Raw genomic sequence first — 16,073 nt, 5'->3', positions numbered from 1 at the left:
CAAAAGCCAGCCTCTTTGTCAGAGAGCTGGCTTTTACGCACTAAATAGGATTAAAAATCTAGAAAATGTATTTAAGACCAAACTTCAAACCATTCTGGAAGCCAGAGTTGATTCCAATATTGAAGTCGTTTGAAGTTTCACCGTCTTTTGGTTTTACGGCTGTCCACCCTGCTAAACCAAAGGAAGCCTCAATAGAGAATTTACTGCTCAAGAAATAATCAATACCTGGAGACAATTGAATACCGTATCCCGTAAATTTCTGCTCTACTTTTGTTCCATTATCTTCCGTGGTACCCTTACCAAATGTAACCGGCACTGCAGCCTGACCAAAAATAAAGAAGTTGTCGGCAACACCCCAGTACTTACGCACCAATGGTTGCGCAATAAAAGCATTCGATTTTACCACATCTGCCAAAACTCCTGTTTTATCTTCTGACCCTAAGTATCCTACACCTAAACCCACAACCGTAGTCGGTGCGACAAACGTTCCCACTACAGGAAGCACACTGTAATTTTTTACATTTCCATCCGACTGCGTTCCGTAACCAGCCTCACCCATAATAAACCACTTGCCTTTAAATCCTTGCGCATGTACTGCCGTTCCCCCAATGAAAGCCAAAGCAATAATTGATAATAGTAATTTTTTCATAGTGTTTGATTTTTATTTACTACTCAAAAGTAACCGCAAACACCACGAAAAAATATGATTGTCATCAGTAATAAAAATAAGTCTAAAGACATTTTAAACCGTATAAAACAACCTTAAACTTTCCCCTAAACGGGATAAAAAACGTTAAATAATGTTAATCAACCTGTTGGGTTATTCTCTTTTAGTTAATTTAATATGATGGTTGTCACTATAGTCCAAAAACAAGAAATGGGCAATCCTATTAAGGCATAACGCAATTATTATTTTTAGTATGAATTACAATAAGATCAACAACATTACGGGGTGGCTATGTGCCATCTTAGCGACACTTACGTACATCCTTACCGCTGACCGTTATACCAGTTGGTGGGATACCGGTGAATTTATTGCGTCAGCCTACAGGCTACAAGTTGTTCATCAACCAGGTGCGCCGCTTTTTCTAATGATCCAAAATGTATTTTCAAACCTAGCACTTGGTGACCCGACTAAGATTGCTTATGCGATGAATATTGGTTCCGCGATCTGTAGTGGACTAACTATCCTCTTTCTATTTTGGACCATTACCGCACTAACCCGTAAAGTATACCTCAAAGAACAGACATCACTAACAAATGGACAAACGACATTGGTGATGCTAGCGGGCACAATTGGTGCTTTAGCGTATAGCTTTACCGATAGCTTCTGGTATTCCGCAGTCGAATCCGAAGTGTATGCTATGTCCTCCCTATGTACCGCTGCCGTATTTTGGTTAGCCTTAAAGTGGGAGCGGCGTGCGCATGAAAAGGACGCCAGCAAATGGTTGATCTTAATTGCCTACATCATGGGGCTATCTATTGGCGTCCACCTACTCAACCTGCTTACTATCCCTGCTATTGCGCTTATCGTTTACTTTAAACAAAAAGAGAGTATTACGGCAAAAGGAATCACTAAAGCGCTAGGAATAGGCGTCATAATTTTAGCGTTCATTCTTTGGGGAGTAATACAATACACCGTTCGAATAGCAGCAGGGTTTGATGTTTTCTTTGTAAACAAACTGGGCATGGGATTTGGTTCGGGTGTTTTATTTTTTGCGTTCTTACTTGTTGGATCAATTGTGTGGTCCCTGATTTATAGTGTTCGTAAACAAAAACAGATTCTAAATACGGCGCTCTTAGCATTCAGCTTTGTACTATTCGGATATACGTCCTACAGTATGCTGATCATACGTGCAGCAGCCGATCCGTCCCTAAATAATAATGCGCCGGATAATATCTTTTCTTTTTTAGGATATATCTCTCGTGAACAATACCAAACAGAACCCCTGTTTAAAGGGCAAACTTTTGATGCCCAAGTCGCTGATGCGACCTATTCAGAAACCTATAAGAAAGGAACGAACACATATGAAAAGAAGGAAGGAAGACCTACGTATCGCTATACCAAAGAAATGTTTTTCCCTCGGCTGTATAGTGATAAACACAGCGATTACTACCGCAGCTATTTAGGGATACCCGAAGGGCAGTCGCCCTCCTTTTCCGATAATGTAAAGTTCTTCTTGAACTATCAAGTAAATAATATGTATACGCGTTATTTCTTGTGGAATTTTGTTGGACGGCAGAACGATGAACAAAATTATGGAAACACAAAAGATGGAAATTGGATAAGCGGCATAAAACCGCTCGACAATGCGCTCGGTACACCTAGTGAATCTCCTTCGGAAACGATTACAGCAGACCCAAGCCGCAATGTATATTTCGCGCTCCCCCTATTCGTAGGTATTTTAGGTCTATTATGGCATATCCGCAAAGACCGTCGATTCGCAGGCATTGTTGCACTCCTCTTCTTTTTCACAGGTCTCGCTATCGTTATTTATCTCAATCAAACGCCGATGCAGCCTCGTGAACGCGATTACGCTTACGCCGGCTCCTTCTATGCCTTTTCCATTTGGATCGGACTTGGCGCGGTAGGTTTAACGGAATTTCTTCAACGAAAAATGTCTCTACGAACGGCGACGATATCTGCTGGAGTACTCTGTTTTCTGGCGGCTCCAGTATTGCTGATTAGTGAAAACTGGAAAGACCATGATAGAACGGGGCGTTCTTTAGCGCGTGATGTAGCATACAATTACCTGGTATCATGTGAACCAAACGCCATTTTGTTTACATACGCTGATAACGACACTTTCCCGTTGTGGTATATACAAGAGGTGGAAGGGGTACGAAAAGATGTACGCATTGTAAACCTCAGCTATCTGCAATCGCACTGGTATGTACGTCAACTTGATAATAAGGTAAACGATGCAGAACCTGTAAAACTGGGCTTCGAGACTAACAAATTAAGAGAAGGGGTACGTGATTATCTCCCTTATATTGACCAAGGGATCACTAACCATGTCGACTTAGACACCTTACTGGCATTCTTAACGTCCGATAACCCAAAGAATCAGGTGCAAACACAACAAGGAGCTCCATTAAACTATTTACCGGCGAAAAAGATTGAAATGCCGGTTGACAAAAAAGCTGTCCTTGCACATCATACAGTACCGACCGAATGGCAAAATCTTATTGTAGATAAAATGCAATGGGATTATCCACAGAATTACATCACGCGTTCGGAGCTAAGTTTAATGGCTATTATCCTGCAAAACAACTGGAAGCGGCCGATATATTTCACCAACTACCTGCCAACGGAAAATCTGGCAGGCCTAGAGAAGTACGTAGTCCAGGAAGGTTTAGTTAAGAAACTCTTGCCCATCGCCCGTCCCCAAGGAGAGTCGCAACAGATGTTAGTAAACACTCAGAAATTATACGAAAATGCCATACATAATTTCCGTTGGGGTAAGTTTAACACGCTGGATCATATCGACGTAGACGCACGCCGATTTATGGAAGGTTTTGTATATCCAGATGTCTATACACGAGCCTCCGCGTCCCTAAAACATGCCGGCCAGCTGGATAAGGCACGCGAAGTCGCCCTCAAATCGATGGAGGTTTTATCAAAAAAACCATATAGTATACGCGAAGCTTACTACTATAGTGATATCGTCGATACGTTATACAAAACAAAAGAAATAGCGCTGGCCAACAAATTGACAAAGCGTAATATTGAATTTATTCAGGAACAAGTTGAACATGTGGAAACATTGGCGCGAGATAAACCAGCAACACTGGATTATCGAACTATACAGATAGCATTAGCAACCTTGGAGGTTTATGACGCGATCCTGCAAGGGACAGATCAAAAGGAAATGTATGCTGCCGTTAACACGGTGTACAACAACTACAAACAACGATACCAAATAGCGGAATAAAAGTAAAGGGGAGCATGATTTATGCTCCCCTTTACTTTATTATAGTAATTGCTATAAATTAGCCTTTCTTAACTTCTTTAGCCCATGAGTCTTTCAAAGTCACTGTTCGGTTGAAAACAACATGTTCTGGCGTGGATTTCGTATCCAAGGTAAAATAGCCTAAGCGAATAAACTGATAACCTTTACCCGGTACGGCATGAATTAAATCAGGCTCCACATACGCTTTCTCAATGATTTGTAAGCTATCATTGTTGATTGACGCTTTAAAATCCTCGGCTGCCGCTGGATTTTCATCGTGGAACAAGCGATCGTATTGGCGCACTTCAGCTTCCTTCGCATGCGCGACCGAAACCCAGTGGATTGTTCCTTTAACTTTAAGTCCTGAAGTATCTTCACCCGACTTTGAATTTGGCACATATGTACAATGTACTTCTGTCACCTGACCATGCTCATCTTTCACGAAGTCATGACACGTCACGATATAGCCATGCTTTAATCGCACAGATAAGCCCGGACCTAAACGGAAAAATTTCTTCGGTGCATCTTCCATAAAGTCATCACGCTCAATCCACAGCTCCTTCGAGAATGGAATAACACGCGTTCCCTCACCCCCTTCAACTTCAGGATTATTTTCCCCGATCAGCTCCTCCACTTGTCCTTCAGGATAGTTCGTGATGACAAGTTTAATCGGATCCAAGACTGCCATTCTTCGCCAAGCTGTTTGGTTTAAATCCTCACGAATACAGAACTCCAACAAACTCATGTCAATCATGTTTTCGCGTTTCTGCACACCAATACGGTCACAGAAATTACGAATAGACGCCGGAGTATAACCACGACGACGTAAACCCGAAATAGTCGGCATCCGCGGATCATCCCAACTTTCAACAAAGCCTTCATTCACCAATTGCAGCAGCTTGCGTTTACTCATCACCGTATATGTCATGTTTAAACGCGCAAACTCATATTGCTTTGACGGGAATATTTCCAATTTATCAATACACCAATCGTATAATGGACGGTGGGGTATGAACTCCAAGGTACAGATAGAGTGCGTAATTTTCTCAATGGAATCCGATTGCCCATGTGCAAAATCATACATCGGATAGATGCACCACTTATCACCTGTGCGGTGGTGATGTGCATGTTTTATACGATACAATAATGGGTCGCGCAAGTGCATATTCGGGCTGGCCAAATCAATCTTTGCCCGTAAAACCTTTTCTCCATCGTTATACTTCCCGTTACGCATCTCTTCGAACAACGTTAAATTTTCTTCGATAGAGCGGCTCCGATAAGGGGTTGGTACCCCGGGTTCTGTTGGCGTGCCTTTTGCCGCAGCGATTTCCTCGGCCGTGCTATCGTCAACATAAGCAAGTCCCTTTTTGATCAGCTCCACAGCGTATCCATAAAGCGTCTCAAAGTAGTCCGAAGTATAAAGCTCCTCCGCCCATTGAAAACCTAACCACTGGATATCCTGTTTAATACTTTCTACATACTCGGTATCTTCCGTCACCGGGTTTGTGTCATCAAAACGCAGGTTGGTCTTGCCGTTATACTTTAAGCCTAGCCCGAAGTTCAAGCAAATAGACTTGGCATGACCAATGTGGAGATAACCATTTGGCTCTGGCGGAAAACGCGTTAAAACACGGCCGTCATGCTTCCCGGATTGAATATCGCTTTCGATAATCTCCTCAATAAAGTTCAGTGATTTTTCTTCATTTAACATCTTACAAAGTTAATTAATTAACGTGATATGTGTCACGCCCCCGTAGAAAATTAATCACGTGCTTCCGTTCGAGTGGAAATCATTAAATTTGTATTGTTTTTGCGCTAGAGCGGAAAGGCTGGAGTAAAAGCTTACCTCTAACAGCCCAGCAAATCGTCCGTCGCATTACAGGAAAGGAAACGACCTGAAGAATGGCGATCTGAACAGGCATAATAGCCCAAAAATAGAGACATAAGATATTGTGTCTTCAACAAAGAAGAAGAGATCATGCAAAATAAAAAGGTTCAATTTATAGACTGGGGATTGGTTGACTACCAAGACGCCTGGAATCGGCAAGAAGATATCTTTGCGAAAACCCTAGCGTTAAAGCAAGAAAACAGAACCCTCGATCAGCAAAACCCCACACCGAACTATCTTATCTTCACGGAACACCCACATGTGTACACATTGGGGAAAAGCGGTCATGAAGAATATTTATTATTAGATGAAGAGGGGCTCAAAGAAAAAGAAGCCACCTTCTATAAAATCAATCGCGGAGGCGACATCACCTACCACGGTCCTGGCCAGATTGTAGGTTATCCAATCTTAGATCTCGACAATTTTTTTACGGATATCCACCTCTACCTACGTACCTTGGAAGAAGCTATCATTCGGGTTTGTGCAGACTATGGCATTGCTGCGGGCCGTTACGATGGTTATACAGGTGTTTGGATTGACGCCGACAAAGAAAACGCACGTAAAATCTGCGCTATGGGTGTTCGCGCATCACGCTGGGTAACCATGCATGGATTCGCCTTTAATGTCAACGCCAACTTGGCGTATTTCGGCAATATTATCCCTTGTGGAATTGAAGATAAAGCGGTAACCTCGCTAGAAAAGGAGCTTGGTCAAAAGTTAGATCTGGACGAAGTGAAAGATAAAGTAAAACGACATATCGCCGACTTATTCGGCATGGAGATATAGTAAAAAAAGGTCCTGCAATTAATACTGCAGGACCTTTTTTTATGCGCGAGAAACTTTTCCTCTTTTCGGCTTCTTTTTCATTTTATTGACCCAAATCAAAACGCCTGTTACAGGCAGTGAAGTGGCAACAAGACAACTGATAAAATAAAGAAGTTTAGTAAAAGGTCCATAGACATCCCCAATATGTAATGCTTTGACCGAAGCCCCAATGCGATTACGTAAGCTTTTCTCTGTAAAAATATCTTTCTCGAGAATGGCACCCGAATACTGATCCAAGACCAGCTTATCTCCAGCCGATGGCGCAAAGAAGCCCACCTTATTTTTTGTTACCGTCAATGTTCCGGTGCTATCTTTCGCAAAGTTGATCGTCACATCGCCTTTATATGGCAGAATTTTATTCACCACAGCGAGGGTCTCTTCCACATTCATTGCCGTTTTACCAAGAATGACCTGTGATTCCGGCTTTGCTTTTTCTTCTTTTCCTTCACTTGGTTTTTGATATGTTCCCCATGTTTTCTGCCAGCCCTCACGATACCAGTCAAACGACCAGAAAGGCCCCGTAACAGACATCAAAAACAAAAAAATCCAGGTATACAGACCCAATGTATTATGGAGATCATGATTGATGCGCTTCCAATTTGCAGACCACTTTACAGTTAAGCCGTTTTTCCAAGCACGCATTTTCTGTGGAAACCAAATAACCAAACCACTTAACACACCCACCAGAAACAGTAACGTCGCGGAGCCAGTGATCCAGGAGCCTAGTTTACGATTTTCTACGCCTTCAAAAATTGGCTCTTCAATTTCATTTAACAACAACCAGCGATGCAAACCAAACATTACTTGCATAAAAGACGCCGTTTTGTTCTTCTCCTCGGAAGCATCACCGATGGCGACACCTGTATATGGATTAACCATCATTTGATTTGAACGACGACGCCCGCCGCCGCCTTGTGGACCTCCACCCTGCGCTTTCCCTACAGATTCCCCTTTCTTACCGGCTCCTTTTGTCGCACCATCTTGCTCGTTAGCTGGCTTCGTAGCACCTTCCTCCGGACCACGCTTTTCTTTTTCAACGGGAACCACATCGCGTTTCATCAATGTATTTCCTTCTTTCACCCCTTCTCCCTTATCTTTCGCTCCATCAGGTTTCCCTCCTTTATCTTTCTCCGGCTTATTGAAAAGAACCGCAACCGTAGCATCTGCAGCAGCGGGAATCTTTATTCCTACAACTTTACCTTTTATATGGGGTTCTGTTTTTTCAAGCAGCACGTCTGCCGGTAAGCGGTCGCCTTTATCTGCTACTTTATAATAAGAAGACAATGACGCTTCTCGAATTTCAGTATTGTACACATAAATGGTACCGGTTAAACAGACTACAAAAACAACAAGGCCTGATATAAGGCCGCCCCATAAATGGATATCGTTAAAAAATTTCCGAACCTTCGGCCACGTTCCGCTTTGTGCCATGCAATTGTTATTTAGTTTAAATCAAAGATAGTTAATTCGTTTTATACCATAAATGAGCTGTAAAGCTTAACACCCTACAGCTCATTTTTTATTCTCTTTTTCTACTTCACATCCCACCAAACACGAGCCGTCAACACGCCGTTATCCCCTTCCTTCTGCACATTCGCACTGTTGGTATTCATTTCTGTTTCCGGATACATAAAGCGCAGTGGATAAATATCCGGGCTCGTTGCTGTTGCCGAATTTGGGAAATACGGATATCCCAATCGTCTGAAGTCATGCCAAGCACGGATATTATTAATACCTGTTAATGCCAACCACTTTTGCGTAACAATACGTTCAATCTTATTCGGTGCTACCTCAAGCTTCACTTTGTCCTGCCCGATATAAGCAGAGATATCATAATTAGTGACATTGAACAAATAGTTAAATGAGGCCTGGATTGCATTTTTATAATGCGTTTCTGCGGTTCCATCCACCCAACCACGGGCAGCAGCCTCCGCAAGCATAAAATGCGCTTCCGCTAAGGAAATAATAACTGTTGCCTGATTAAATGCTTTCACAAACCCAGCAGGTTTATTTCCGTTTTCTGTCGGGCCTTTAAAAGCAGAGGTATTGACAGCTGCATACGCATCGCTAATCGTATTTTCTCCGAATAACACTCCTTTGAAATCACCCTTTACTTCCACAAAATTTTGCGCCAAACGCGGGTCATTGTACTCTTTATATTTTGCAATTAAATGCTGTGTAGGACGAATATTCGTATGATTTGCCACCGCAACACCCGCATTATTTCTATAATATGTTTCATAAAACGGATTCATCTTCGCCGCGGTGTTTAAGTAACCCGGATTCACTACCGCATCCTCTGTAATAAAACCAGAACCCTCCGCTTTTATTTTACTGATTTCCTGCGCGATATACGCTGCTTGACCGGGCACCTCAGATTGAGCGAGCAAAGCCCGAAGTTTCAATGTGTTGGCAAAGCGTGTCCACTTCACCTTATCCCCTTTAAATAGCACATCATCATTGGTTGGCAACAATGAAGCAACTTTAATCGCCTCAATTCCTTCATTGATTAGGTTAATCGATTTCTCATAAACGACCTTACCAGGCTCATATTTGGGGTGCAGAACCACAGAACCATGCAACGCATCATCAAAAGGAACATTATTATAAAAGTCAACCAATGTAAAATAATGGTACGCCATCATAATCTTGGCAATACCGATATAGAAGCGTGCATCTTCAGCAACCGCTTGATCTAAAATCTTATTGTAGTAAAGCAGATTGTTGTAGTTGGACTCCCATAATTGGATACCATCCCGCGTATCCCGGATACCTGGACCATTGTACATCTTCAGTATAGAAAAAGCATTAATCCCTTCGTTTGATGTCCCCCAATAACCTCCCCACAGACCACCAATCTGATTCAACATAGTCGCCTCATAATTGGCCGAAACAACCAACGCTGCAGGCAATTTCGCATTTAATTCTAACGTTTCTTCAACCGGTGAGTTCGGGTCAACGTTAACATCAAAGAAATCATCACACGACACGGTAGTGCACGCTAACAAGGCCAATAAACTTATCTTATATAGTGTTTTTATCATTTCCGTAATCTTTAAAAAGTCATGTTAATATTAAAACCGATAGATCGTGACGTTGGAATCTGTCTAAAGCTGGCATAGCCATCCGTTTGGTTATAAAGTGCTTCCGGATCCCCAATCTCGTTCGACGAATGTCGAATGATAAATAGGTTATTCGCCACCACCCCAACACTTGCTTTCTTTAGGAAATTTTGCTTCGCTAAGAATTTTGCGGGTAATGTATATCCAACGTAAAGCTCACGTAATTTCAAAAAGTCAGCTTTCGCCGCTGTAATTGTCTGAACATTACTATATTTTGTCCACCAGTCTTTATCGCCCTTCGAGTAGACACTTGTATTTTCAACGATAGAACCATCGTCTAACTTCACCATGGAGTTCGGCAGAATAAATGGTTCACGGCCATATTTCACCGTCTCCGGATGCGTTCCAGCCGCATACATCCGTGGTACCACCTCAGAGTACATCCAGCTTCCCAGACGCGAGTCTATTTGTAGTCCAATGCTAAAAGCTTTATATCGGAAATTGGTGTTAAAACCAAACATATAAGGAGGCACCATAGTACCCAGTAATTGTTCTTTCTCATCCAACAGGACATTACCATTTTTGTCCAGCACAATTTGTCCATTGTGACGCAAAAAGTCGCTCATCTGCAACGTTGGGTAAGGCTCTCCTTTAATCGCATATGCCTGGCGGAAAATCTGGAAACTATCACCCGCGTAAAGGTCTTTCGCCTGTGTATGGGTATAGGTAAAATTCACCCCAAAACTCAACTCCACGTCCGGTTTACGAATAGCCGTACCGTTCAGCATCACTTCTAATGTTTGATTTACCAGACGACCGGCATTAACAAGCGTCGCATTGTATCCCGTAGCGCGCGACATACCAGCCGTAAAAATCTGTCCATCAGAATCAGAATAAGCATAAGCAATGTCAGCATTTAAGCGACTATTTAAGAAGCTTAATTGTGTCCCAACTTCATAAGAAGTGACAAATTCAGGTTTCAACAGTCGATTGGCTTCCGTTAGGTTTGGTAGAAATCCAAATAATCCACCATACGGAAAGCCATTCGTCTGGCTATACGTCAAGTTTAGACTATATGGATCTAGCGTCACATTCCCGGTGCGGTTATAGGATGCATAAATACGCCCATAGTTAAGAATATTTGAGTCTTTCAAGGATGCAATCGCGTCGGTAAATACGAAAGACGTGCTTACGCCGGGTGTAAAATAGGTGTTGTTCTGTGGATCTAGTGTGGAAACCTTATCGCTACGTCCTACCAAAGTCAAAAACAAATAATTGCGATATCCCACTGTAAATTCACCATAGCCCGACATAGAACGATATTTTGTAATTTTAGCAGTACCGCTTAATTCACCCGTCCGGGACCCGGGATTAAAGATATCCTCTAGCAGGAGGTTATTTGCGCCGATACCAATGTCTTTGCGGTTATCCATGCGGATATTATACCCCAATAATAGTTTGGTCGAGAAATCTCCGAACTCCTTACGAAAGTTCAAAATTAAGTCATTGTTCAATCGATTAAATGTCCCGCCCGTATCATTGACAGTTCCATTGATATTTCGTGTAGAAATATTGGAAACAAGCTTCTTGTTGGTAACACGGCCATCCTGTGTTTGCAGGTAATAACCCGTTCTATTTGTCGCCGAAAACCAATCGGCGAAATCATACGTAAACTCTACCTTCGAATTTAACGTATGCTGATCGTATGTATTTCTATTATTATCCGCCATAAAGATCGGATTCCGTGTCTGTGCCGTTGGTGTATACCAGTTCAACGGGTGGTTTGGTGAAGTCGGGTCTTCCCAATTACGGGCTTCTTTATAATCGATGTTAGCAGGTTGTGTATATACAGACAACCAAGGGCCATCACTTGTGGTGTTATTCTTAAAGAATACATAGTTTACATTGTACGATGTGGTTAACTTATTAAAGCTACGTGAACCATTGAAACGAGCTCCCGTGCGGCTCGATTTATCCCCTGGAATAACGCCTTTAATGCGCACATCCTGTAGCGACATAAAATAAGTACTCTTCGCATCGCCGCCCGAGAATGACAAGTCATTTTGCATCGTAATTCCGGTATCGAAAAAACCTAACCGATTGTCTTTACTCGGCGCAGCATATACCTTTCTCGGCTGTACACCATTGATCGGCAATCCAAAGTCGCGTTCCGAACCATCAAATAGATCTCCCCAAGATTCATTGGCCACGGGGCTATACTTTCCGTTTTGTCCTTGACCATACAGCGTTTGAGCAGGTGGCAACAAATAGACATTCGCAAAAGTGGTACTATTCGAGAAATTAACTTCTCCCGCGTCAGAACGACCTCCTTTAGTGGTCACCATAATTGCGCCATTCACCCCCTCCGAGCCATATAGAGCTGCTGCGTTCGCACCTTTTAAGACCGTAATCTCCGCAATATCATTCGGATTAATGCGGGTAATATCAGGCAATGGAACCCCATCAACTACATAAATTGGATCGTTCTTACCTCTATTTAAAGAACGCGTGCCGCGCATCCTGATTTGTATTCCGGGATCTGTCTTACCTGTCGTCAAATCTGTCGCGTTGATCCGTAATCCTGCCACTTTACTTGACAGCGCCAATAATGGATTTACAACCTTTCCCAGATTTAACGCCTCGTTGTCAACCGCCTGAGCTGAGGTACCCATCTCACGTGATGAACGACGAATTCCCAAGGCTCCCGTAACAACAATCTCTGAAAGCGCATTAATATTGCGTTCCAATTTAATAAGTAGATCCTTATTATCGAGACTTAAAGCAAGGCTACTCGCATGGTACCCGACCATACTCACACGCATGGTTTGACCCACATGGCCTTTCATCAAAAATCCACCTTGACTTCCAGTAACAGCGGAGCCTGAGCGTGGGTTTTCAACGATCGTAATAGACGCCCCTTCCAATGGAACGCCCGTTTCTTGATCTATCACTTTTCCTTTAACAACGATATGCTGTTGTCCAAAAGAAAGCCCTATTATACATATAAAACTAATGGAGAGAAAAATACGGTACAGTACAAACTTCATATATATTTAAGTGTTTTGAGATTAATAAATATTTAGAAATAGTCTAAATAACTATTGTTGGCAAAATTAGAATTAATCTAAACAAGAAGATGACGTGACGAGAAAAATATACTTAAGATTCGGAAATAATCCCTCTGGGAATATAATAATTGGCCAAGCATTTCATTCTAACCTCGCGCTATCTCCTGGCATTTGATGGAAATATCTAGAAAAATACCTAAGTTTGTAAAATTAGAATAAGTCTAAATAAAAATGCTTTTAGATACCCGTTTTACTTCTGCTAATTACAGTTTTCAACACCGTATTGTTCGTGGCGTGAATAATATGAGTTATTTAGCGGAGGAAGCACATTATCTGAACATCATTTTAGGAGAAGAGTCCAATGAGGTCACCTATTCAATAGATCAGCAAGATCACCTTCTAGAAAGAGGCTGTAATACCATTCATTATATAAATGCCGGAGAATCCATCGATCTCAACAGTGTAGATGAAGGGAACAGTTATATTATCATTCGCTTCTCACCGGATAATCTCCCGATCTTTCACGAAAAATATCAACAAGAAAAAACCAGGTTTATAGATGGATATATCACCAAAAGTGATCATCGTTTACGTCTTTTGTTTGACCAACTTTGCCTCCCTTTAGAACAAGATCATCTATATCAGTTACGACAGGAAGTCGTCTTGTTAGAAATTATATTGCGCCAAGCAGAGGCTTTGGCCGTCGAAAACGAAAATCATCAGATCATTGCTTTAAAAAGCCATTATGACAAAATCATGTTGGCAAAACAAATCATCGAAGAGGATCTCTCCCAGAGTTATAGCATACCCGAACTGGCAAAGCTTGTGGGCACGAATGTGCAATATCTAAAGAAATACTTTAAAGAATATCTAGGAAAGACTGTAATGACCTACATTACGGAAAAGAAGATGGAATATGCCAAAGAGTTAATCCTGACAGGACAGTATCGTGTTTCCGATGTCGCGCGTATGACGGGTTACAAACATTCTACACATTTTACCACGGCATTTAAAAAGCATTTTGGTTTTATCCCAAATTCGTTGAAATATACATTTCTTCTCCACCAGGGCATCAATGTGTTGGCAGAGTTTGAGACTATTATTCAACAAATACAGATTTTATAATAAAAAAGAAGGGTACCAATTGGCACCCTTCTTTTTTATCATAAGCGAACTTATTACGCATCAAATTTCCAACGTACAAAAGCTTCGATTGCTTCGTAGTCTGCAAGGCCTAATCTGTGGTACAGGTCAGCCGTTTCACTTGTACGATCTTCAGCACGCACCCAGAATTCACGTGGATCATCTCCAGGGAAAACAGGAACATCTTTTTGCGACTGGTGTTTGAAAATCGCTAAACGCTTGCGCTTAACCTCTTGTGGCGAAAGTGGGATAGCCATCTCAATCTCGTGGATTGGATATTCATGCCATGCACCGCGGTATAACCATAACCAACAGTCTTTCGTCCATTCATCTGTTTTTGACAAACGCTTTAGTGCTTCAAAAAGAATATCGAAACATACTTTGTGCGTTCCATGTGGATCAGCGAAATCTCCGGCAGCAAATACTTGATGTGGTTTTACTTTACGTAAAAGTTCGATCGTTTGCTGGATATCATCTTCGTAGGAAACTTCTTTAGAAAATTTACCTCGGTCGTAAAAAGGAAGATCTTGGAAGTGGATATTTTCATCTGGCAAACCTGTGAAACGTGCCCCGGCAATAGCCTCTCCTTTACGAATCAAAGCCTTGATCGTACGGATAATTTCAGGATCTACTTGGTTTGGTTGTTTCGTCTCAAAGAAAGCACGTGCATCATCATAGATTTTCTTGGTTACCCCTTGATCATCATCAATAGCTACAGCGAAATCTTGCACAAATTCTAAGTAACGTAATACATCATCATCCCATACTGCCGTATTTCCTGATGTTTGATACGCCACATGAACATTATGCCCTTGATCAGCTAAACGAATGAACGTACCTCCCATAGAGATAACATCGTCATCCGGATGCGGCGAGAACAACAATACATTTTTCTTCGCAGGTTCCGCTCTTTCTGGGCGGTTGGTATCATCTACCCCAGGCTTACCACCTGGCCATCCTGTGATCGTACGTTGCAGCTCATTAAAGATTTTAATATTGATATTATACGCAGGTCCTTTTTCAGTAACCAATTGCGCCATGCCGTTGTTATTGTAATCGTCATCTGTCAATTTCAAAATCGCTTTATTCAATTTCAAAGACAACCAAACAACAGCTTTCTTAATCAACGTATCGGTCCATGTCACCTCATGGGCTAACCATGGTAAATAAAAACGTGTCAATTGTGAAGCAGCATCCTCATCTAAAATAAATTCGACATGATCAGACAGCTGCAAGAAAGTTGCAGGAATCTCCGAAGAAATTTCGCCTTCAACCGCTTTTTTAACGATATCAGCCTTCTTCTCATTCCATGCCATTAGGATAATCTCTTTCGCTTTGAAGATTGTACCTACCCCCATCGTAATCGCTTTTGTCGGTACATTTTCTTTCCCTCCAAAATCACGAGAAGCATCGCGACGAGTCAAGTCATCTAAGATAACCAAACGCGTTCCCGAATTTGGCGCTGAACCTGGCTCGTTAAAACCGATGTGCCCGGTACGACCAATACCTAAAAGCTGAATATCCAATCCACCAAGACTAGAAATTTTCTGTTCGTACGCTTCACAGAAAGCAGCAATTTCGCTCTCCGCCAAAGTACCATCAGGGATATTAATGTTCTCTTTCGGAATATCGATATGGTCGAACAAATTTTTCTTCATGAAAGTCACGTAGCTCTGATCAGCATCCGGCTTCATTGGAAAATATTCATCCAAGTTGAACGTTACAACATTTTTAAAGCTTAGTCCCTCTTCTTTGTGCTGGCGCACGAGTTCCTTGTAGACTTTAACCGGGGTAGCTCCTGTCGCCAATCCCAATACTGCAGTCTCACCCTTTGCCTGTTTTTCTTTAATGATGGTAGCTATGCGATTAGCAACATCAACCGAGGCAACGTTTTGATTTGGATATACCTTAACCGGTACGCGCTCAAAACGTGTCTCCTCTAGTAAATTTAATCTTGCCATTTAGTAAGAAATATTAATAATGTTTACAACGTGAGTAACAAATTTAAAAATAAAACTAGTGTAAACCGAAAAAATCATGCGAAATCATGCAAAAAAATGCATATTTAACATTGCAATCGGTTGTGAACGTCTATTACACAGAGGATCAAAGCCTTTATTGAGTATATAACGAC

At 41.9% G+C, this 16,073-nt stretch carries 9 protein-coding genes; 3 read left to right on the top strand and 6 right to left on the bottom strand.

Features of this window, described 5'->3' with window-relative positions; translation table 11 throughout:
- Positions 1 to 58 precede the first annotated feature (58 nt).
- Positions 59 to 649, bottom strand: a complete 591-nt coding sequence (locus B9Y69_RS14120) for a hypothetical protein (protein WP_085473622.1) — start codon at positions 647 to 649, stop codon at positions 59 to 61.
- A gap of 271 nt (positions 650 to 920) precedes the next feature.
- Here B9Y69_RS14120 and B9Y69_RS14115 point away from each other — a divergent pair, with 271 nt between their 5' ends.
- Entirely contained in the window at positions 921 to 3,935 is a 3,015-nt protein-coding gene (locus tag B9Y69_RS14115; protein WP_085473621.1) for a glycosyltransferase family 117 protein, read from the top strand.
- A 58-nt stretch (positions 3,936 to 3,993) separates the two neighbouring features.
- Here the strand turns inward: B9Y69_RS14115 and B9Y69_RS14110 are convergent, their stop codons facing one another.
- Entirely contained in the window at positions 3,994 to 5,664 is a 1,671-nt protein-coding gene (locus B9Y69_RS14110; RefSeq protein ID WP_085473620.1) for a glutamine--tRNA ligase/YqeY domain fusion protein, read from the bottom strand.
- Between the two features lie 267 nt (positions 5,665 to 5,931).
- On the opposite strand from B9Y69_RS14110, the gene lipB reads away from it, so the two are divergent.
- Positions 5,932 to 6,627 carry a lipoyl(octanoyl) transferase LipB gene (gene lipB, locus B9Y69_RS14105; protein WP_085473619.1) on the top strand — a complete coding sequence of 232 codons (696 nt, stop codon included), beginning with the start codon at positions 5,932 to 5,934 and terminating at the stop codon, positions 6,625 to 6,627.
- A gap of 39 nt (positions 6,628 to 6,666) precedes the next feature.
- On the opposite strand, the gene B9Y69_RS14100 is transcribed toward lipB, so the two are convergent.
- From B9Y69_RS14100 to B9Y69_RS14090, 3 genes are all read right to left on the bottom strand, one after another.
- Positions 6,667 to 8,097: a PepSY-associated TM helix domain-containing protein gene (locus tag B9Y69_RS14100; protein WP_085473618.1), complete on the bottom strand. Its 1,431-nt coding sequence runs from the start codon at positions 8,095 to 8,097 to the stop codon at positions 6,667 to 6,669.
- A gap of 101 nt (positions 8,098 to 8,198) precedes the next feature.
- Complete coding sequence (locus tag B9Y69_RS14095; RefSeq protein WP_085473617.1) at positions 8,199 to 9,710, bottom strand: SusD/RagB family nutrient-binding outer membrane lipoprotein; 1,512 nt, start codon at positions 9,708 to 9,710, stop codon at positions 8,199 to 8,201.
- Between the two features lie 11 nt (positions 9,711 to 9,721).
- Positions 9,722 to 12,775 carry a SusC/RagA family TonB-linked outer membrane protein gene (locus tag B9Y69_RS14090; RefSeq protein ID WP_085473616.1) on the bottom strand — a complete coding sequence of 1,018 codons (3,054 nt, stop codon included), beginning with the start codon at positions 12,773 to 12,775 and terminating at the stop codon, positions 9,722 to 9,724.
- A 252-nt stretch (positions 12,776 to 13,027) separates the two neighbouring features.
- Between B9Y69_RS14090 and B9Y69_RS14085 the strand changes: the two genes are divergently transcribed.
- A complete protein-coding gene (locus B9Y69_RS14085) occupies positions 13,028 to 13,921 on the top strand; it encodes a helix-turn-helix transcriptional regulator (protein ID WP_085473615.1) in 894 nt (297 codons plus the stop codon).
- A gap of 53 nt (positions 13,922 to 13,974) precedes the next feature.
- On the opposite strand, the gene nagB is transcribed toward B9Y69_RS14085, so the two are convergent.
- Positions 13,975 to 15,900 carry a glucosamine-6-phosphate deaminase gene (gene nagB, locus B9Y69_RS14080; RefSeq protein WP_085473614.1) on the bottom strand — a complete coding sequence of 642 codons (1,926 nt, stop codon included), beginning with the start codon at positions 15,898 to 15,900 and terminating at the stop codon, positions 13,975 to 13,977.
- Positions 15,901 to 16,073 lie beyond the last annotated feature (173 nt).

It is taken from the genome of Sphingobacterium psychroaquaticum (assembly GCF_900177625.1).
GTDB lineage: Bacteria > Bacteroidota > Bacteroidia > Sphingobacteriales > Sphingobacteriaceae > Sphingobacterium > Sphingobacterium psychroaquaticum.
Note: the sequence above shows the minus strand (reverse complement) of the source record. Positions and strands in the feature narration are given on the sequence as shown.

Coding starts and splice junctions, on each gene's coding strand:
- B9Y69_RS14120 (WP_085473622.1), bottom strand. CDS start 649: ATGAAAAAATTACTATTATCAATTATTGCTTTGGCTTTCATTGGGGGA.
- B9Y69_RS14115 (WP_085473621.1), top strand. CDS start 921: ATGAATTACAATAAGATCAACAACATTACGGGGTGGCTATGTGCCATC.
- B9Y69_RS14110 (WP_085473620.1), bottom strand. CDS start 5,664: ATGTTAAATGAAGAAAAATCACTGAACTTTATTGAGGAGATTATCGAA.
- lipB (WP_085473619.1), top strand. CDS start 5,932: ATGCAAAATAAAAAGGTTCAATTTATAGACTGGGGATTGGTTGACTAC.
- B9Y69_RS14100 (WP_085473618.1), bottom strand. CDS start 8,097: ATGGCACAAAGCGGAACGTGGCCGAAGGTTCGGAAATTTTTTAACGAT.
- B9Y69_RS14095 (WP_085473617.1), bottom strand. CDS start 9,710: ATGATAAAAACACTATATAAGATAAGTTTATTGGCCTTGTTAGCGTGC.
- B9Y69_RS14090 (WP_085473616.1), bottom strand. CDS start 12,775: ATGAAGTTTGTACTGTACCGTATTTTTCTCTCCATTAGTTTTATATGT.
- B9Y69_RS14085 (WP_085473615.1), top strand. CDS start 13,028: ATGCTTTTAGATACCCGTTTTACTTCTGCTAATTACAGTTTTCAACAC.
- nagB (WP_085473614.1), bottom strand. CDS start 15,900: ATGGCAAGATTAAATTTACTAGAGGAGACACGTTTTGAGCGCGTACCG.